We start from the raw sequence: 19538 nt of genomic DNA, 5'->3' as shown, positions 1-19538 counted from the left end.
TGGCTGGGTGCGGCAGCCGCAGCCGCAGCCGTCTTCGCTACGCTCGATCGATGAGTTCGGACGCAGCATCGCAGACCACACCGGCAATCCCCGAGCCCGGGCCACTACCCGAGGGAATGGTGGTGCGCGAGGCCGCCAAGGCGGACGTGCCCGCGCTGTTTGCGTTGCTGCAGGCCGAAGATCTGGCCGCCACTGGTGAGTCCTCGCTGGTCGTCGCAACGGTGCAGCACTGGTTCGACAGCGAGCGGGCGCGGCGGCGTGGCGTGACCCGGGTGCTAGAACGCGAGGGCGAGTTCGTCGGCCTGTGGCGGGTGTATCGCAACTTCGACGACAAGTACTGGGTGCAGGTGGCGGTTGACCGGCGATTGCCCGGCGCAACCGTGGACGCCCTGTGGCGAGCCGGTCTGCACTGGGTCGAGGTCACCGCGCTCGCCATCGCCGATTCGCTGGGCGTCGACCGTCCCCGCCTCGACGCGTGGGTGTGCTCCGACGATGCCCTCACCCGCCGGCACGCCGAGGCCGCCGGGTACGAACAGACGCGAGCCTTCATCGAGATGCAGCTCGAGCTGGCCGACTACCGAGGGCCGGCGCCAGACCCACAGGTGACGATCAGGCGGGCCGACATCGACGGGCCCGACAGCCCCGACCTGCGCCTGATGCATGCGTTGGTCACTGCGTCATTTCGCGACCATTTCGACTTCATCGAGCGCCCTTACGACGAATGGGTGCAGAACCGGCTGGACGACCCGCTGAACGACTTCACGCACTGGTACATCGCCGCTCATGACGGTGTCGACGTGGGTGCGCTGATCGGTCACAACGGCTACATCGAGGTCGACAACGCCGGCTACATCGCCAACCTTGGCGTGCTGCGCGAGGGTCGTGGCAAGGGCGTGGCCAAGGCGCTGCTGCACACCAGCTTCGCCCGCTACGCAGCCGACGGGCGGGTCGCGGTCAAGCTGGAGGTGGACGCCGAGAGCCCGACCGGCGCCACCCACCTGTACGAATCGGTGGGCATGTACCGGCGGATGGTCGGTTTCGACTTCTTCAAGTGGCCGCGAGGCAAGGGCTAGGAAAACGTTGGTCGAGCTTGCCGAGACCCCGAACACGCCACTTCGGTACCAGGTTTCGACAAGCTCAACCAGCGGTGGTTGCGACGATCGAGCTTGCCGAGACCCCGAACACGCCACTTCGGTACCAGGTTTCGACAAGCTCAACCAGCGGTGGTTGCGACGATCAGCGCTTCCTGGGATCCGGCTGGCTAGAATGCCCGCCATGCCCTCCATCACCATCGGCTTGCCGCGCGCTGCGGGGCGGCGGTGGCTGCTCGCGGCTCTCGCGGTGGGATTGATGATCGGCCTGGTCGCCCTGTTGGGCGGCTTTCAACGCAGGCAGGCCGAGGCGGTCAGCGTGCCCGCAGGCACCGAAATCGACGCCCGCAACCTGGTCTTCCGGCTCGATTCGGCCACCCTGCAATACCTGGCCAAGACCAGCAGCGAGCCTTGGGAAGTGGTCGTCTCGGGCAGCGTCCGCAACCCCCAGAACGAGACCCTGGCGCCGATCACCGGTAGCTACGGCAACCTGGTCGCTATTGTGGAACAGGCCGAGCCTAGGGCCACCGGCGATTTCACCGCCCGACTCGGACCGGAGAACCCCGACCTGTTCTCCAGTGACCGGCGCGTGGTGCCACCGAACGACCAGTGGATGACCTTCACGGCGACCTTCCGCTTCGACGAGTTCCCCGAAACCGACACTCTCGACGTGCGGGTAGTGCCGATGGAGTTCACCGCCAACACGGTGCTGGGGCTGAGCGATACCCCCCGCTGGAACGTCGACTCCTACGCCCTGCCGAGCTCGGTCATGCTGCCGCTGACCCGCATCCCCGACGGCGACTACTAAGCCTTCACCTCGCCACCGAGAATGAGCGTCTCGCCGCCGCCGCGGACCCGGATGCCGCGGATCTCGGCCACCGCGGAGGTCGGGATCTCGAAGAACTTCAGGACGGTGCCGCTGCTCCCGGTGCAGTTGGACTCGTAGCCCCAGTCCCTCACCGAGGCGTGGCGGTAGGTCGTCCAGTACCGATCCTCGCCGAGCAATTCGATCAGGCAGATCACCTCGTCGTCAGCGGCGGCGGCGGTGTACTCCAGCTTCACGGCCACGAAGCTGGCCCCGGCCATGGGTGGCTCCCCGTCCCCGCCGTCGGGAAGCACCTCGGTGGTGGTCATCCCCTTCAGCATGTAGGTGGCCTGGACGCCGACGGCTGCCTGGCCGGCCGCAACCGGCTCGGGGTCTGTCTCGTACTGCACCGTCGAACGCAGCAGCCACAGCGCGCTGAAGACCCCGGCGACGACGATGGCGACCGTCAGCGTCAGCCAGGGGCGCTCCAGGAAGCGGACTCGTCGGCTCATGGCACCCACTGGGTCTGTCCTTTCCGATAGTCGACCTGGGCGGCCACCTGGGGCGCGGGTAGCGCCACGCGGCCGATCAGTTCGCCCAGCTTCAACGGTGCGCTTGGTGCTAGTTGCAGGGTCAACTCACCGGCCAGGTCCGCCTCGTCGATCTCGAAGACCAGATCGTAGGCGGTGGCGAAGCCTGGATCTGTGCCCAGGGAAGAGTGCTCGTCCCACGGGCTGTAGCTCCGCGATCCGGCCAGCAGCTTGGGCGTCACCGATACCGAGCCACGCTGCTTGGCCACTGTGAGCGGAACCACCACGAAGACCAGGTCAGTTGGGCGGGTGACGCCACGGTCGTCCACGAGTTCACGGCCGGCGCGTGGCTCACCTACCGTGACCTGCGCTTCGAACAGTGCCAGCCCGGTATTCACCGCGCCGGTCTTCACCCATTGCCCGGAGTCGGGCCGGATCGCCAGGCTGGACAAGGCCAGCGCCAAGCAGACAGCGAACACCGTGATCGCTTCGCCGATTCGATGCTGCGGCGGCTCTGAACCGGACCTTTCCGCCACCCGAGCGACGGTGACCCCGAGTAGGGCCAGCCGCAGGCTCATCACCAACACCAGATCGATGAGGTCATAGAACGGCATCACCTGCATCGCGGCCCTGCCGTACTGCGGGCCGATTAGCTGGTCGGCACCCCACCCCACCACCTCGCCGACCAGGTCGATGGTGGTGAAGGCCAGTACGTAGCCGCCGAGCAACGGCAGGCCGCCGCGGGCCACGAATCGCACCGCCTGCCACAGCGGGACGAATTTGTCGTCCAGATCACCTGCGAAGAAGCCGTTGGCCACCTTCGCCAGATTCGCGGCCCGGGCACCCCGGGCCTGCTCGAGCAGCTCGGCGGAGGTCACCACCCGGATTCCGGCGACCACGCCGGCCAGGGCCAGCCAGGCCAGGGGCTGAGCGATCACATTCCACAGCGCCGGCCAGGCGTGGGCAGCGACGAACTCCCAGACGGTCAGCCAGACCCCGGCCAACTCCATCCAGCCGAACAGCGACTCCTGCAGCCGGTTCCACCAGGCCACGAGTTCCAGCCCGTACAACCACAGCTTCAGCAACTCGACGATGCGGACCACGCTGAACAGCGCAACCAGCAACCAACTGGCTTCGATCACGGCACCGACCAGCCCGATCCAGGAGCGCTGGCTTCGTCCGGCCAGCCAATCCAGACCGCGCCGGGTGAGGTACAACCCCGCCATGATCCCCACAACCAGGGCGAAGGATTCCAGCGACCGGGTCGGATTGAGCGCGCTCAGGAAATCCGCGCTGCCCAACCCGTAGCGACCGGTCATCGCCAGCACGACGTTGCGGGCGTAATCGTCGACAAAACCGAAGGCAGCATAGATGGCGAGAAAGGGGAGCAGTGTCTGGGCGACCAGGCGCAGCGGAGCAGACGGCGGCTCCCCAGGTGTCTGCTGCACCGATCCAACGCCCACCCCGATCCGCTCCATTACCAGGCGCAGCGCAATCGTGATCGCCGCCAACTGGGCGACCGCGCCGATCGAGAGGCCGAGAATCACCAGCCACGGCGCCCAGAAGGTCAGTTCGGTGCCCAGCAGCACCGCGCCGTAGTGACCGACCCAGCCGAGCAATGCGAACCCCAGCAGCCACGGCGCGAACTGCCACCAGGTAGCCCCGGCGCGCCGCAACAGACCGGCGAATTCGTCCCAGGTGCCACGTAGGGGGTCGATAACCACCGGTGCTACCTCTGCCGGGCGACCACCGCGCCGAGCACTCCGTTGAGGAAGGCGGCCGAGTCGTCGGTGGAGAGTTCCTGCCCCAGCGCGACGCATTCGGCGATCGCGATCTGGTCGGAGACTTCGGTGTGGACGATCTCGTAGACGGCGATCCGGGCCAGGTTGCGGTCTACCCGAGGCATCCGCTGCAGCGTCCAGCCGGGGTTCAATGACGCCTCGACGAACTCGTCGATCTCGGCCTGGTGGGTGACAACGCCTTGAACGAGTTCGCCGGTGAACGCACGCACCGGGGGCTCGTCCAACTCGAGGTGGGCGGCCAGCACAGCCAGCGGGTCGGCCTGCCGCAGGTCGGCCTCGAACAGAATGTCCAGCGCCCGCTTGCGGGCCTTGGTGCGGGCCGAGCCGCGCTCGGGCAAGGGCGACGGCACGGTCTCGATCAACTCGGCCACCGTGCCGTCGGGGGTGGTGATGCGCTTGCGCGGAACGTCCGCGATCGCGGGGTCGGTCAAGGTTCAGACCCGGCCCAGGTAGCTGCCGTCGCGGGTGTCGACCTTGACCCGCTCACCGGTGGTGATGAAGAGCGGAACCTGAATCTGCACCCCGGTCTCTACGGTGGCCGGCTTAGTGCCGCCGGTAGAACGGTCGCCCTGCAGCCCGGGCTCTGTGTAGGTCACCTCAAGCTCGACCGAGGCCGGCAGGTCGATGTAGAGCGGGTTGCCTTCATGCAGCGCCACAGTGGCGGTGCCGTTCTCGAGCAGGTAGCCCTTGGCGTCGCCGACCGTGTCGTCAGAAATGGTGAGCTGGTCGTAGGTGGCGGTGTCCATGAACACGTAGCCGTCGCCGTCGTGGTAGAGGTACTGCATCTCACGACGATCGACGGTCGCGGTGTCGACCTTGGTGTCGGAGTTGAACGTGCGGTCGACCACCTTGCCGCTCAGCACATGCTTGAGCTTGGTGCGCACCACCGTGTTGCCCTTGCCCGGCTTGTGGTGCTGAAACCACAGCACCTGCCAGAGCTGACCATCGAGGTCGAGCACCATGCCGTTCTTGAGATCATTGGTCGAGGCCACGTCAAAACCCTTCATTCACCGCGTGCGAGCCGACCGCCCAGTCTAGCCTCCGCCCCCTGACCAGCGCCAAACCAACAGGGTGAACCATCCAGGGGACGGTTCCCAGCGGTTCAAGGGACGGTTCCACGAACCAAAGAGAACCGTCCCCTCATCGTGGGGTGGCAGTTCCGATCGTTCGTCCGGGCCGGTGCCTCGCCGCAACGTCCGCAATCAGGTCGGCCCGCCGTTGGGCGGCCGGCAAAGCGTACTGCTCGACCAAGCCTGCCAGTTCGTCCGCGCCCGCTTGCTGCAAACCCTCGATCACGCCCTGGACGTCGAGTGGCGTGCGGTTCTGGCTCAGCTTCGCCTTCGCCTCCATGCGGGTCACCTCGAGTTGCAGCCCGACGATCGCCCGCAGTTGGCCGCCGAGGTAGTCCTCCGGCATGTCGGCCAGCCCCACTCGGCTCTCGTGCAGGCCCATCAGCCGCTGCGCCGCCATTGTGGTCCAGGCCACGTCATCGTGGGCGATCAGCCGCCCATAGATGTGCAGCGTGACGTAGTCCCAGGTCGGCACGTACTTGCCGGACGACTCGGCCGAGGGGTACCACAGCGACGATATGTAGTCGCTGGCGGCGGTGATGATGAACAGCGCTTCTCCCTCGACGGTCTCGCGCCACTGCTGGTTCGGACGGGCCACATGCAGCAACACGCTGCCGTGCTCGCCCATCGTGTCGTCGAAAAAATAGGGCAGGTGGGTGGCGAGCAGCCCGCTCGGCCCGTGGGTGATCAGGTCACCGGCCCCAGGAGCGGCCAGCAGCCGGCGCTGCAACTCCGGCGGCATCGCAAAATGTCGCGGCGTGTACATCAGCCCGCACTCAACGAGCGGAACGCCGCCTCGAGTTCGTCCTCGGACGGGCTCTCCAGAATCGCCGCCTTGGCAAGGGCGTCGAGAATGACGAACCGCAGTGCCGAGGCGCGCGTCTTCTTGTCGAGGTTCATCGCCTCGCGCAGCGCGGGCCACGCCGCAGCCGGGTACGTGGTGGGCAACCCGAGCGCACTGAGCAGCCGGGCATGGCGCGCCGCGGTGTCATCGTCGAGCCTGCCCAGCCGCCGGCTCAGCTCGGCCACGAACACCATGCCGACGCTGATCGCCTCGCCGTGCCGCCAGGTGAAGTTCTCGTTGCGTTCGATCGCGTGGCCCAGAGTGTGGCCGTAGTTGAGAATCTCGCGGCCCAGGTCTCGGCCCACCGACGTGCGCTCGCGCAGGTCGGCACCCACGACCGCGGCCTTGACCGCGATGGCCCGCTTGACCAGGGCACAGATCACGTCACCGTGCGGGTTGAGCGCCTCGGCCGGATCGTCCTCGATGATCGACAGAATCGCCGGGTCGGCGATGAAACCGGCCTTGACCACCTCCGCCATGCCGGACGACAGCTCGGCCGGCGGCAGGTCGGCCAGGAAGAGCGTGTCGCACAAAACCGTGAACGGCTCGTAGAAGGCCCCGACGAGGTTCTTGCCAGCCCGCAGGTTGATACCGGTCTTGCCGCCCACCGCGGCGTCGACCATGCCCAGCATGGTGGTCGGCACCGAGACGTAACGCACCCCGCGCAACCAGGTGGCGGCCACGAACCCGGCCAGGTCGGTGGTCGCTCCCCCGCCCAGACCGATGATCGCGTCCGACCGGGTGAAGCCGGCCTGTGCCAGTACCTCCCAGCAGCGCTGCAGGGTCTCGCCGGTCTTGGCGCTTTCGGCCGTCGGTACCTCGATCAGCAGCACCTCGGTGTCGCAGCCCTTGCCGATCCGGGCGGCCGACTCGCGCAGCACCGGCGGGTGGATCACAGCGATCCGCCGCACGTCCGCCACGTACTGGGGCAGGAATTCGAGAGCGCCGACGCCGACGACGACCTGATACGGCCGTTCGGCGGTGACGTCGATCGTGCTGATCCTCACTCGTCGACCCCCTTCAGTTGCCTGATGATCTGGTCCACGATGGCCCGGACTTCGGTGCGATCGGTGTCCACTGTGATCGTGGCCAGATTCTGGTACACCGGCGTGCGTTGCGCGAGAAGTCTTATCAAAGTCGCCCGCATATTGCCCAGCAACAGCGATGAAGCCTGGTTCAGCCCGACCCGGCGACTGGCTTGGGCGACCGACACCGATAGCCACACCACGCTCGCCTGGCGCGAGGCGTCGGCGACCTCAGGAGTCATCACGGCACCGCCCCCCAGCGCCACCACACCCGGGCTCCCCAGTGCCTCGAGGCTCGCCGACCGCTCCAGTTCGCGGAAGTGGTGCTCGCCCTCGTCGGCGAAGATCTCACGAATCGGCTTGCCCTGCTCGGCCTCGATGCGGGCGTCCACATCGGTGAACGGCAGCCCGAGCCGATCGGCGAGCTGGCGCCCGACCGTGCTCTTGCCGGCACCCGGTGCGCCGATCAACGCGATGGTGGACGCGTCGGTCACCTCAGCCCTCGCTGGGCCAACCGGTCACGGTAGGCGGCAAGGTTGCGCCGGGTCTCGGCCAGGGAGTCGCCACCGAATTTCTCCAGCACCGCCTCGGCGAGCACCAGAGCGACCATCGCCTCGGCCACCACTCCGGCGGCGGGAACGGCACACACGTCGGAGCGCTGGTGATGCGCCGCCGCGGCCTCACCGGTAGCCACGTCGACGGTGCGCAAGGCACGCGGCACCGTGGCGATCGGCTTCATCGCGGCGCGCACCCGCAGTGTCTCGCCGGTGCTCATGCCACCCTCGGTGCCACCGGAGCGATTGCCCAGCCGCACCACGCCGCCCGGCCCGGGCGCCATCTCGTCGTGCGCCAGGCTGCCGCGGGTGCGGGCCAGGTCGAAGCCGTCGCCCACCTCGACACCCTTGATCGCCTGAATGCCCATCAGTGCGCCGGCCAGCCGGGCGTCCAGCCGGCGGTCGCCCTGAGAATGCGAGCCGAGCCCGGCCGGCACACCGTGCGCGACCACCTCGACAACGCCGCCCAGGGTGTCACCGGCCTTCTGGCATTCGGCGACCTCGGCCTGCATGGCAAGGCTGGCCGCGGGGTCGAAACAGCGCACCGGGTCGGCGTCGATGGCATCCCGGTCGGCAAACGACGGTACCGTCACCCCAGCCCGGATCGACCCGAGTTCGACCACGTGGCTGACGATCGCGACATCGCAGGCCTGCTGCAGAAAATTGGACGCCAGCCGTCCGATCGCAACCCGGGCCGCGGTCTCACGGGCCGAGGCACGCTCCAGAATCGGACGGGCCTCGGCCCAGTCGTACTTCTGCATGCCGGCCAGGTCGGCATGACCGGGCCGCGGACGGGTCAGCGGTGCATTGCGCGCCTGGGCGGCCAACTGCTCGGGGTCGACCTCGTCGGGCGCCATCACCGTCGACCATTTGGGCCATTCGGTGTTGCCGATCATGATCGCCACCGGCGAGCCGACAGTCTCGCCGTGCCGGACCCCGGCCAGTAGGGTGACCTCGTCGGCCTCGAACTTCATTCGAGCCCCACGCCCAGCGCCCAACCGCCGCCGGGCAAGCGCTTCGGCAATCTCGCCGGTGCTCACCCGCACATGTGCCGGAAGGCCCTCGATGGTGGCCACCAGTGCGCGTCCGTGTGACTCGCCTGCGGTCAGGTAACGAAGCATGATCGGGAGTGTTTCACGAGGCACCGCGCCGTTGCAGTTCTGCCCGTACGGCAGACATCAGCACCGCGACGGGCACCTCGCTGCCGGTGAACAGCCGCACCTGGTGCGCCGCCTGGTGCACCAGCAGGTCGAGCCCACTCAGCACTCTCAGGCCTGCGGAAGCGGCTCGCCCGGCCAGTGGGGTCGGCCAAGGGTGGTAGATCACGTCGAAGACGACGCGCAGCGCCGGGCAGAACTCCACCGCCAGGGTGTCGAGGTGGGTGTTCAGGGCGGCAGAGGGCACCGTCGACACCAACACCTCTGTGGCCGGATCGAGCGGTGCTCCCAGACTGCGCGGCTGCACCTCGACGCCCAGCGAACCCTCGGCCCAATCGCGAAAGGCCCGCAACCGCTCAGGGTTACGGCCCTGCACCTCGATTAGCCGGACGCCCCCGCGCGCCAGTGCGACCGCGACCGACCGGGCGGTGGCACCGTTGCCGATCACCGTGCCCACCCGCACGGCGAGACCCTCAGCCGCCATCGCGTCGACCAGGCCGAGGGTGTCGGTGTTGTACACCCGGCGCTGCTCGCCGAACACCACCGTGTTGGCCGCGCCGGTGAGCACCACGTCGTCATCGGGCAGGCCGCAGGCCGCCGCCCGCTCCTTCAAGGGCATGGTGACGCTGAGCCCTCGCCACGAGTCGTCCAGGCCGTCGATGAAGCCGTCGAACTGGTCGGGGCGCAGTTCGATCCGCTCGTACCCCCAATCGAGCCCGAGGTGGGCGTAGCCGGCCAGTTGAATCACCGGCGACAGCGAATGCGCGATCGGTGAGCCGACAACGGCGGCCCGGGGGCGGTTGTGCCCTGGGGTCACGAGCACTTCTTCTTGTTCTCGGCCGACTGCAGGCACCAGTTCTCGAGCTGTGCCCGTGCCTTCAGGTGGTCTTCGTAGGTGGTCGAGAACACGGTCTCGCCGGTGTCGAGGTTGATCGGCACGAAGTACAGCCAGTCGCCCTCTTCGGGGCTCACCGCCGCCTCAAGGGCTGCCTTGGCGGGAGCCGTGATCGGCCCCGGCGGCAGGCCCTTGTGTTTGTAGGTGTTGTAGGGCGAATCGACCTTGCGTTCGGCAGAGGTGGTCCAGATGGTGCCGGTCTTCTTCACCGCGTACGCCACAGTGGCGTCGGACTGCAGCGGCATGCCCTTCTTCAACCGGTTGTAGAACACCCGGGCCACCTTGGCCCGGTCTTCTGACCGGAACACCTCGCGCTCGATGATGCTGGCCACGATCAACACGTCGTAGGGCTTATAGCCCAACGCCTTGGCGCGATCTTCGAAAGCCAGATCGTCCAGGACCTTCTTGAACTGGTTGATCGGCAGCTTCAGCACGTTCGCGGCGGTGGGCTTGAGCGGCAGGTTGTAGGTGTCGGGGAAGATGAAGCCCTCGTTGCTCGTGCCGATCCAGCTCGGCAGGCTGAACTGCTCACGTTTCTTCAGCGCGGCTTTGAAGTCCGTCTCTGACACCTTGGTGGCCTTGGCCAGCGTGGCGATCACCTGCGAGAGCCGCAGGCCCTCACTGATCTGGAACTGGTTCTTGATCTGGTTGCTCGCATCGAGCAGCATCTCGAGCGCGGTCTTGGCCGGAATCTGGGTGCGCAGCCGGTACAGCCCGTACTGAATCTTGCGGACGTTCGGGTCGTTGCTGGCTGCGGACTGAAAGGCCTTGGCAGTCTTGATCACGTCGGCGGCGACCAGAATGTCGGCGATCGTGTTGGTCGAGGCGCCCTGGGGAATCTCGACGGTGACGTCGGCGGCACCCTCGGGGTCGATGTAGTCGTCGATGGTGCGGTAGGCCATCCAGGCATCGTGCACCTTGCCGTAGACGAGCCAGCCGCCGCCGAGCAGCACCGCCAGCGACAGCAGCACCGCGACCGCACCCCGCACCCGGTACCAGACCTCCTTGGGCACCCAACGGCCCGTCTCGGGGTCTCGCAGTTCACGGAACAGCTTCGCCATTACAACAATCCTTTGCTCATCGCCCCGGTTCACCCGGCGCCGTGCCGGTGGCACGCTCGACGGCCAACGCCTGCTCCAAGATTGCCACGGCCGCCGCCTGGTCGATGACGGCGCGCTGGCGGCGGGCGTCTCGGCCTGCACTGCGCAACCGCCGGCCGGCCTCGACGGTGGTCAGCCGCTCGTCACTGAACCGCCAGCTGACCTGCGGGTTCGCCTCGATCAGGGCGGAGGCCTGGGCGCGCACGTAGCCGGCGGCCGGGCCCTCGTCACCGGCCAGGGTGCGCGGCAGGCCGACGATCACCTCAATCGGTTCGTATTCGGCGAGCAGTTGCGGCAGCCGTCGGGTGGCCGCCTGGGTGGGGACGGTCTCGACCGGGTAGGCCAGGGTGCCGTCCGGGTCGCAGGCGGCGACCCCGATCCGGGCCTTGCCCCAGTCCAGCGCCAGCCGGACGCCGCGGCGAAAGCCCCGCTGATCGAGCCTGCCGACACCCTCGGCACCCACTCGGTCGAGCCTGTCGAGACCCTCGGCCGGCCGTGGATCGAAGCGGTCGAGACTGCCGGCACCCGCGACAGAAGTCTCGACGAGCTCGGCCTCAGACGGCCCAACCTCCGACGGCTCGCCCGGCGTGGACGTGAGCTGTGGTTCGTCCCCGGTCAAAGGGCCGCCACCGCAGCCCGGACGGCCCGGACGGCCTCCGCCGCCGCGGCGCCGTTGCTGCCACCACCCTGCGCGAAATCGTCCTTGCCGCCGCCGCGACCACCCAACTGGGCCGCGCCGATGCCCACCAGCGCACCGGCCTTGGCTCCGTGCCCCCGGGCCGCCTCGTTGGTGGCCACCGCGATCACCGGCTTGGCATCGGTGCCGCCGACCAGGGCGACCACGGCCGCCTCCGAGCCCAGCGCCGAACGGATGTCGAGGACCATCGTCCGCAGGTCGCCACCGCTGATACCGGCCACCTGCTCAGCGACCACCCGGATGCCGTCGGCCACCGTGACCGCCTTCGCGGCCAGCGTGGCAGCGGCAGCCAGCAGTTCGCGGGTGCGGTAGGTCTCGATGGTCTTCTCGGCCGCCTTGAGCTGCGCCAGTAGTTTCTCGACCCGGTCGGCGAGTTGGTCGGGCTGAGTCTTCAGGGTGTCCGACAGCGTCGCGACCAGGGCCCGTTCGGACGCGAACCGGTCGAAGGCGTCGGCGCTGACCAGCGCCTCGACCCGCCGGATGCCGGAGCCGACCGACTGCTCGCCGAGCAGGTTCACCAGGCCGATCTGCGCGGTACGCCGCACGTGCGTGCCGCCGCACAGCTCGCGCGACCATGGGCCGGCCAGTTCGACCATGCGCACCACGTTGCCGTACTTCTCGCCGAACATCGCCTGGGCGCCGAGTGCCTTCGCCTCATCGAGCGGCAACTCGCGAGCGGTCACCTCGAAGTCGTCGCGGATCGCGGCATTCACGATGCTCTCCAACTCGCTGCGCATGGCCGGCGACAGCGCCTGGTTGGCGTTGAAATCGAAGCGCAGGTAGCCGGGCTTGTTGTACGAGCCGGCCTGGTGGGTGCCCTCGCCGAGCATCTGGCGCAGGCCCGCGTTGACGATGTGGGTAGAGGTGTGCGCCTGGCTGGCGGCGAACCGCGCGGACGCGTCAACCTGGGCCAGCACCTGCTGGCCGGCGGTCAGCTCGCCCTCGTTGACCAGCACCTTGTGCACCACCAGGCCCTGAATCGGGCGTTGCACGTCGAGCACGTCCAGTTGCAGGCCGGTGCCGCTCAGCACGCCGTGATCGGCGTCCTGGCCACCCGCCTCGGCGTAGAACGGGGTCTGGTTCAGCACCACCTCGACCACGTCGCCCGGCCGGGCGACGTCGACCAGCGTGCCGCCGGAGACGATGCCGCGTACCGCCGACTCGACCGACAGCTCGGTGAACCCCAGAAACGGCGTCTCACCCAACGAGCGCAGGGTGCGGTACGCCTCGGTGCTGACCGCGCCGCCCTTCTTGGCCCGGGCGTCGGCCTTGGCCCGGTCCTTCTGCTGCTGCATCAGGGTGCGGAACTGCCGCTGGTCAACCTCGAGACCCGCTTCGCCGGCCATCTCGAGGGTCAGGTCGATCGGGAACCCGTAGGTGTCGTGCAACTGGAACGCCTTGTCACCGGCCAATACCCCCGAGCTGCCCTGTTTGGCGTCGGATGCGGCGAGGTCGAAGATCCGGGTGCCGGCCTCAAGGGTGCGGCGGAACGCGTCCTCTTCGCCGTAGGCGGTTTGCGAGACCCGTTGCCACTGGGTGCCGATCTCGGGGTAGCTGGCCTCCATCAGCGACTTCGACAGTGGCAGCAGTTCGGGCAGCACCGGGTCGTGCACGCCGAGCAGCCGCATTGACCGGATCGACCGGCGCAGCAGCCGCCGCAGCACGTAGCCGCGCGCCTCGTTGCCGGGGGTCACACCGTCGGTCATCAGCATCAGTGCCGAACGGACGTGGTCACCGACGACGCGCAGTCTGATGTCGGCCTGGGCATCGGCTCCGTAGCTAGTGCCGGCCAACTCGGCCGCCCTGGTGATCACCGGAAAGATCTCGTCGATCTCGTACATATTGGCCACGCCCTGCAACAGGTACGCGGTGCGCTCCAGGCCCATGCCGGTGTCGATGTTCTTGGCCGGCAGCGGTCCGGCGACGTCGAAATCGTCCTTGGCCCGGACGGCGCGCAGTTCCTCGGTCTGAAACACCAGGTTCCAGATCTCGAGAAACCGGTCCTCGTCGACGACCGGGCCACCCTCGGCGCCGAATTCGGGGCCGCGGTCGATGTAGATCTCGCTGCACGGCCCGCCCGGGCCGGGAACGCCCATGTGCCAGTAGTTGTCTTTCAGCCCGCGCCGTTGAATGTGCGCCGCCGGCACCCCGACCCCGCGCCACAGCGACTCGGCCTCGTCGTCGTCGAGGTAGACCGTTACCCAGACCTTGTCGGGGTCGAAGCCGTAATTGCCGTCGTCGACGCTGCCGGTGACCAGTTGCCAGGCGAAGGCGATGGCGTCTGCTTTGAAGTAGTCGCCGAAGGCGAAGTTGCCGTTCATCTGAAAAAAGGTGCCGTGCCGGGTGGTCTTGCCCACCTCTTCGATATCGAGAGTACGCACGCACTTCTGCACGCTGACCGCGCGCTTGAACGGGGCGTCCTCGGCACCGGTGAAGTAGGGCTTGAACGGCACCATGCCGGCATTGACGAAGAGCAGGGTGGGGTCGTTGTAGACCAGGGACGCCGACGGCACCTCAGTGTGGCCATTGCGCACGAAGAAGTCGATGTAGCGACGCCGGATCTCGGCGGTTTTCATGTTGTTGTCCGATCGGGTGTGCCGGCGGGTGCCGACGGGTTGGTCAGCTTCGGTCGCTCTCCTGGACGGGAGTGCCCTCCTGCGCGGGAAGGCCGGTCTCGTCCAGGCTCAGAGCCTCGCGCAGTTCGGCTTCGCGTTCGTTCATTGCGCTACTCAGGGTGTCGAAGAACTCGGTGACCCTGGCCTGGGCGCTGCGGGCCGTCTTCTCAACCTGCTCAGTGACGCCCTTGGGGGTGAACCGCTCATAGATTTCGCGGCCCTTGACCACCAGCAGGGCGGTGACCCCGACGCCGACGGCGAACCAGAACAATCGGCGGCGCATCAGCGCTTCACCCTGCGGGCGCCCTTGACCGCCTGGCGCACGCCAAAGGTGAAGGCGGCGGTCTTGACCAGGGGGCCACCCAGGGTGGCCGAGAACAGGGTGGAGAGCTGCGCTGCATTCTCGCTCACCACCACAGCCTGCCTCGTGACCTTCGATGCGTCCTCGGTGACCAGACTCAGCTTGCTCAGTTCATCGTTGGTCGCGGTGACGGTGCTCTTCAGCTCGTGCAGGATCGGCACCGAGGAGTGCCCGAGATCACGCACGGCGAGCCGCAGTTCTTCGAGCACCCGGCCGAGCTTGAGCAGCGGAACCGCACAGAAAGCAACCAGCGCCACAGCGGCGATGGCTGCGATCAAGCCGGCGATCTCTCCAACAGACATGGTGGGTTCCTTCACATCGTGATGGTGTCTGACGCAGCCTAACGCACCTGCCGCAGCCCTCCACCCGGACGGGCCAGCTCGCACGCCGGCCGGACGGCGATCAGCGCCGCCCCTGCTCACTGGTCTCCGCTTGCCTGGGAAAACACTGACCAATCGCCGGTCGAACTCGTCCAGACCCAGACCAGCCACTGCGGCAAGGGTTTCGACACCCTCAGCCAGCGATGGGCACGTTGATCAGCGCTTCCCTACGCTGGGCGCATGAAGCTCACCATCGTCGGCGGCGGCGGCTTTCGGGTGCCGCTGGTGCACGCCGCCCTACTGGCCGACGACCTGATCGACGAGGTGGCACTGCTCGACGTCGACCCGAACCGGCTGGCCGTCATCAATCGGGTGCTCACCGCCCAGGGCGGCCCGAAGAGCCGCCTGCGACACACCCTGCACACCGACCCCGCCACGGCGCTAGCGGGCAGCGATTTGGTGTTCTCGGCGTTGCGGTCGGGCGGTGTCGAGGGCCGGGTGCTCGATGAACGCATCGCGGCCGAGCACGGCGTGATCGGCCAAGAGACGGTGGGAGCCGGCGGAGTCAGCTACGCGCTGCGCAGCATTCCGGCGTCGTTGGAGCTCGCCCGCACGGTGCGCGCGGTCGCTCCACGCGCCTGGCTGATCAACTTCACCAACCCGGCCGGCATGGTCACCGAGGCGCTGGCGGCGGTTCATGCGCGGGTGGTGGGCATCTGCGACTCGCCGATCGCCCTGGCCCGCCGCGCTGCTGCGGCGCTCGACCTCGACCCGTCGGACACCGTGCCCGACTACGTGGGCCTCAACCATCTGGGCTGGCTCACCGCGCTGCGCTGTGGTGGCGTCGACCGGCTGCCCGAACTGATCGCCGATCCGGCCCGGCTGGCGAGGTTCGAGGAAGGTCGGCTTTTCGGCCCCGAACTGATCGCCGACCTGGGTGCGCTGCCCAATGAGTACCTGCACTGGTTCTACTTTCGGCGCGAAGCGCTGGCCGCAGGCCGGCCCCGGCCTGCGGCCGAACCCAGGGACGGTTCCACTTCCAGAGGCGCGTTCCTGGCCGCACAGCAGCGCCGCTTCTACGCCGACTGCCCCGCCGACCCACCGGCGGCCCTGGCCGCCTGGCAGGCCGCGCGCCTGGAGCGCGAACGGACCTACGGCGCAACGAACCGGGCCGCTGCCGGCGGCTTCGAGCGAGACGCCATCGACCTGGTCTCCGGCGGCTACGAGGGGGTGGCACTGGCCATTATGCGAGCGGTCGCCACCGATCGTGGGACCACCCTGATTCTCAACACCCCCAACGCCGGGCGGCTGCCGTACCTGCCCGACGATGCCGTGATCGAGGCGCCCTGCCGGGTGGACGGCGGCGGCGTGCACCCGCTGCCGCTCGGGTCGCTGCCCGGCCACGCCCAGGGGCTGGTCACCACCGTCAAACAGGTCGAGCGCTGGACGATCGAGGCGGCCACCACCGGCTCGGCGCGCGCCGCCCGGCTGGCCCTGACCCATCACCCGCTGGTCGACTCGGCGGCGGTGGCGTCGGCCCTGCTGGCGGCCTACCGCACCGCTTTCCCACAACTGGCCTACCTGCGCTAACGATCAAAACAGCCACCGCTGGTTGAGCCTGTCGAAACCCCTAGTGAAGGCACGCAATCTGAGGTCTCGACACGCTCGACCAGCGAGAGACCGACGCTTCCCTAGGGAAACGCTGATCGACACCTCCACCGCTGGTTGAGCTACGTCGAAACCCCTCGTGAGAGCAATCCGTTCGAGGTCTCGACACGCTCGACCAGCGAGAGACCGACGCTTCCCTAAGGAAACGCTGATCGACACCTCCACCGCTGGTTGAGCTACGTCGAAACCCGTCGTGAGAGCAATCCGTTCGAGGTCTCGACACGCTCGACCAGCGTTCGACCTGACCACCACCGGTTGAGCTACAGCGAATACCTGGTCCGGGCGGTGCGTCCAAGGTCTCACAAGCCCAGCAAGAATCAGCGCTGCATGAGGAGATCGCTCAGGCCGGGGACGGTTCTCTTCGGTTCAGCGGCGTGCGAGAACCGGCGCTCAGACTCACGACTGCCGCCCGAGCAGATTGTCGAGGGTGGCCATCCGGTCGCCCAATCCCGCCTCAGCGCCATGGTCGGTGGGCCGGTAGTACTGGGCACCGGCCAACTCGTCGGGCAGGTACTGCTGGGCGGCGACCCCGTGCGGGTGATCGTGGGCGTATTGGTAGCCCTTGCCGTGACCGATGCTCTTGGCCCCCGGGTAGTGCGCGTCGCGCAGGTGTGCGGGCACCTGGCCGACCCGCCCGGCCCGCACGTCGGCCAGGGCGCCGTCGACGGCCACGATCACCGCGTTCGACTTGGGTGCCAGTGCGCAGGTGATCACCGCCTGGGCAAGGTTGATCCGGGCCTCGGGCATGCCGATCAACTGCACGGCCTGCGCGGCGGCCACGCAGGTCTGCAGCACCGATGGCGCAGCCAAACCGATGTCTTCACTGGCCAGAATCACCAGCCGGCGCGCGATGAACCGGGGGTCTTCGCCGGCCTCGAGCATGCGAGCCAGCCAGTGCAGGGACGCCTGCGCGTCCGAGCCCCGCATCGACTTGATGAAGGCGCTGATCACGTCGTAGTGCTGGTCGCCGTCTTTGTCGTAGCGCACCGCTGCGCGGTCGACGGCACGGCTGATCGCCTCGGACGTGATCTCGGCAGCGCCGTCGGTGGTCGCCCCCGCCGCAGCCTCCTCCAGGTAGGTCAGCACCCGCCGCGCATCGCCGCCAGCCAGCCGTAGCAGGTCAGCCCGGCCCTCGTCACTCAGCGTGACACGCCCTCCCAACCCGCGCTCGTCGGTCAGCGCCCGATCGATCAGCGTGCCCAGGTCGGCATCGGTGAGCGGTTTGAGGGTGAGCAGCAGCGAGCGCGACAACAGCGGCGCAATCACCGAGAACGACGGGTTCTCGGTGGTGGCCGCGATCAGCGTGACCAGCCGGTTTTCCACCGCCGGCAGCAGCACGTCCTGCTGCGCCTTGCTGAACCGGTGCACCTCGTCGACGAACAACACCGTCGAGCGACCACGCGCCAGCTCGCGCCGGGCCGCGTCGAGCTCGGCCCGCACCTCTTTGACGCCTGCGGTGACCGCCGAGAGTTCGACGAAGCGCCGGTTGCCCGACTGCGACACCACCGAGGCGATGGTGGTCTTGCCCACCCCCGGCGGCCCCCACAGAAAGACCGACATGGCCGCGTCGCCTTCGGCCAGCCGCCGCAGCGGCGAGCCCGCCGCGAGCAGGTGCTGCTGCCCGACGATCTCGTCGACGGTGCGCGGGCGCATGCGTACGGCCAGCGGCGCGTCGGCGCTGGGCGTGCTCAGCGAACCGCCTGGTTTGGCCGGCGTGTCGTCGTGCCCGAACAGATCCTCCACCGCGCCGAGTGTACGGGTGGCCGGCCAGACCCCGGTGTGAAAAGTTCGCACGCTTGGCGATGCGCACGCCTCAGCCAGGCGCCAACGATGCCACGCGTGCGAACTTTTCACACTCACTTGCAATACAAACACTCGCGATATATCGTTGACGCAACGCAACACTTACGGAAGGAGTTCCGATCATGAGGAACGACGAATTCAATCAGAACGGTCCGCGCCAGCGTCGCGGACATCAGGGCCGCCCCCAGCGCGGCCCCTTCGGCCAGGGGCCTGCCCGCGGCGGCTTCGGCTTCGGTGGCCCCGGTTTCGGCCCCGGTTTCGGAGGCCCCGGCCCCGGCTTCGGCGGCCCGATGGGTCGTCGTGGGCGCGGCCGCGCCCGCCGTGGCGACGTACGGCAGGCCGTACTAGCCCTGCTAGCGGACGAGCCACTGAACGGCTACCAGATGATCCAGCGACTCGCGGAGCACACCGAGGGCGGATGGAAGCCGTCCCCCGGCGCGATCTACCCCGCACTGGCCCAGCTTGAGGACGAGGGCCTGATCGAGCAGTTCGACAACGAGGGCACCAAGGCCTACCGGCTCACCGAGGTAGGACGGTCCGCCGCCGCCGAGATCGGCCAGAAGCCGTGGGAGACCTTCAACGCCGAGAACGCACCACTGCACCCCGAGGCCATGAAGGCACTGTGGGGCGAGTTCCGCGGACTCGCGATGGCGGCCCAGGAACTGACCCGCAACGGCAGCCCCGCCCAGCAGGAGCGGGCTGGTCAACTGCTGGCCGAGACCAAGCGCAAGCTCTACGGGCTGCTGGCCGAAGGCGAGATGCACAACGGTGACGACCTGCGCTGACCCTCCAGCCCGAACCCGAGGGGCCGTCCGAGCGATCGGACGGCCCCTCGTCGTTGCGTCGGCGTTGCTACCGGCGCCGGGCGCCCGCCTGGTCAGCACCGTTCGGCCCGCCGGGAGGCTCGCTGGCCACCTGCGTCCGAAGGAACTGGGCCTGCGTGACACCGCCAGCATGATCTGCCTCCTCGTCCGTCCAGACCAGCAGGTCGTAGGCGTGTGGGTCGTAGCGGTAGACGTGGACGACAGGCTTCTCGTTCACCTGCACGGGAAGCCGCAACGCGCTCGCCGCCCGCCCCCGCGCGTTGCCCCCGCTTGCTCCGTGGCCCCGCCACGCGCGCGATCACGCCGATCAGCAATTTGCGGTGGTCGCCGTCAGGGTTGCCCACCATCAGGGCGTCGGCTCAAGCGAGCCGGTGACT

Annotated in this window: 20 protein-coding genes; 4 read left to right on the top strand and 16 right to left on the bottom strand. The window is 68.2% G+C overall.

Annotated elements, in window-relative coordinates; translation table 11 throughout:
• The first annotated feature begins 50 nt into the window (after positions 1-50).
• Positions 51-1073, top strand: coding sequence for a GNAT family N-acetyltransferase (locus QM721_RS12900; protein WP_415122626.1), 1023 nt, complete (start codon positions 51-53; stop codon positions 1071-1073).
• Between the two features lie 202 nt (positions 1074-1275).
• Positions 1276-1899: a hypothetical protein gene (locus QM721_RS12895; RefSeq protein ID WP_415122624.1), complete on the top strand. Its 624-nt coding sequence runs from the start codon at positions 1276-1278 to the stop codon at positions 1897-1899.
• On the opposite strand, the gene QM721_RS12890 is transcribed toward QM721_RS12895, so the two are convergent.
• The 14 genes from QM721_RS12890 to QM721_RS12825 all read right to left on the bottom strand — a co-directional run bounded on the left by QM721_RS12890 (position 1896) and on the right by QM721_RS12825 (position 14848).
• A complete protein-coding gene (locus tag QM721_RS12890; protein ID WP_415122622.1) occupies positions 1896-2408 on the bottom strand; it encodes a hypothetical protein in 513 nt (170 codons plus the stop codon). The genes QM721_RS12895 and QM721_RS12890 overlap by 4 nt on opposite strands.
• Complete coding sequence (locus QM721_RS12885) at positions 2405-4150, bottom strand: hypothetical protein (protein WP_415122620.1); 1746 nt, start codon at positions 4148-4150, stop codon at positions 2405-2407. The genes QM721_RS12890 and QM721_RS12885 overlap by 4 nt, the downstream gene beginning before the upstream one ends.
• A gap of 5 nt (positions 4151-4155) precedes the next feature.
• Positions 4156-4659, bottom strand: a complete 504-nt coding sequence (nusB, locus tag QM721_RS12880) for a transcription antitermination factor NusB (RefSeq protein WP_415122618.1) — start codon at positions 4657-4659, stop codon at positions 4156-4158.
• Between the two features lie 3 nt (positions 4660-4662).
• Positions 4663-5235 carry an elongation factor P gene (gene efp, locus QM721_RS12875; protein ID WP_415122616.1) on the bottom strand — a complete coding sequence of 191 codons (573 nt, stop codon included), beginning with the start codon at positions 5233-5235 and terminating at the stop codon, positions 4663-4665.
• A gap of 133 nt (positions 5236-5368) precedes the next feature.
• Complete coding sequence (locus QM721_RS12870; RefSeq protein WP_415122614.1) at positions 5369-6064, bottom strand: FMN-binding negative transcriptional regulator; 696 nt, start codon at positions 6062-6064, stop codon at positions 5369-5371.
• Positions 6064-7149, bottom strand: coding sequence for a 3-dehydroquinate synthase (gene aroB / locus QM721_RS12865; RefSeq protein WP_415122612.1), 1086 nt, complete (start codon positions 7147-7149; stop codon positions 6064-6066). Before aroB ends, QM721_RS12870 begins: the two co-directional genes overlap by 1 nt.
• On the bottom strand, positions 7146-7661 hold the full coding sequence (locus QM721_RS12860) for a shikimate kinase (RefSeq protein ID WP_415122610.1): 516 nt from the start codon (positions 7659-7661) through the stop codon (positions 7146-7148). The genes aroB and QM721_RS12860 overlap by 4 nt, the downstream gene beginning before the upstream one ends.
• Entirely contained in the window at positions 7658-8842 is a 1185-nt protein-coding gene (gene aroC / locus QM721_RS12855) for a chorismate synthase (protein ID WP_415122608.1), read from the bottom strand. The genes QM721_RS12860 and aroC overlap by 4 nt, the downstream gene beginning before the upstream one ends.
• A gap of 13 nt (positions 8843-8855) precedes the next feature.
• Positions 8856-9695, bottom strand: a complete 840-nt coding sequence (locus tag QM721_RS12850) for a shikimate dehydrogenase family protein (protein WP_415122606.1) — start codon at positions 9693-9695, stop codon at positions 8856-8858.
• Positions 9692-10834, bottom strand: coding sequence for an endolytic transglycosylase MltG (mltG, locus tag QM721_RS12845; RefSeq protein WP_415122604.1), 1143 nt, complete (start codon positions 10832-10834; stop codon positions 9692-9694). The genes QM721_RS12850 and mltG overlap by 4 nt, the downstream gene beginning before the upstream one ends.
• A gap of 16 nt (positions 10835-10850) precedes the next feature.
• Positions 10851-11336: a Holliday junction resolvase RuvX gene (gene ruvX / locus QM721_RS12840; RefSeq protein WP_415122602.1), complete on the bottom strand. Its 486-nt coding sequence runs from the start codon at positions 11334-11336 to the stop codon at positions 10851-10853.
• Positions 11337-11488: 152 nt separating this feature from the next.
• Positions 11489-14146 (bottom strand): alanine--tRNA ligase, encoded by a 2658-nt coding sequence (gene alaS, locus QM721_RS12835; RefSeq protein WP_415122600.1) that lies wholly within the window; start codon positions 14144-14146, stop codon positions 11489-11491.
• Between the two features lie 43 nt (positions 14147-14189).
• Entirely contained in the window at positions 14190-14468 is a 279-nt protein-coding gene (locus QM721_RS12830; protein ID WP_415122598.1) for a DUF6167 family protein, read from the bottom strand.
• Entirely contained in the window at positions 14468-14848 is a 381-nt protein-coding gene (locus QM721_RS12825; protein ID WP_415122596.1) for a DUF948 domain-containing protein, read from the bottom strand. The genes QM721_RS12830 and QM721_RS12825 overlap by 1 nt, the downstream gene beginning before the upstream one ends.
• A 258-nt stretch (positions 14849-15106) precedes the next feature.
• Between QM721_RS12825 and QM721_RS12820 the strand changes: the two genes are divergently transcribed.
• Positions 15107-16456: a 6-phospho-beta-glucosidase gene (locus QM721_RS12820; protein ID WP_415122594.1), complete on the top strand. Its 1350-nt coding sequence runs from the start codon at positions 15107-15109 to the stop codon at positions 16454-16456.
• Between the two features lie 474 nt (positions 16457-16930).
• On the opposite strand, the gene QM721_RS12815 is transcribed toward QM721_RS12820, so the two are convergent.
• Complete coding sequence (locus tag QM721_RS12815; RefSeq protein WP_415122592.1) at positions 16931-18277, bottom strand: replication-associated recombination protein A; 1347 nt, start codon at positions 18275-18277, stop codon at positions 16931-16933.
• 182 nt (positions 18278-18459) lie between these two features.
• Between QM721_RS12815 and QM721_RS12810 the strand changes: the two genes are divergently transcribed.
• Positions 18460-19122: a PadR family transcriptional regulator gene (locus tag QM721_RS12810; protein ID WP_415122590.1), complete on the top strand. Its 663-nt coding sequence runs from the start codon at positions 18460-18462 to the stop codon at positions 19120-19122.
• Positions 19123-19189: 67 nt separating this feature from the next.
• Here the strand turns inward: QM721_RS12810 and QM721_RS12805 are convergent, their stop codons facing one another.
• Positions 19190-19378 (bottom strand): hypothetical protein, encoded by a 189-nt coding sequence (locus tag QM721_RS12805; protein ID WP_415122588.1) that lies wholly within the window; start codon positions 19376-19378, stop codon positions 19190-19192.
• Positions 19379-19538 lie beyond the last annotated feature (160 nt).

This window comes from Micropruina sp. (assembly GCF_047602085.1).
GTDB lineage: Bacteria > Actinomycetota > Actinomycetes > Propionibacteriales > Propionibacteriaceae > Micropruina.
Note: the sequence above shows the minus strand (reverse complement) of the source record. Positions and strands in the feature narration are given on the sequence as shown.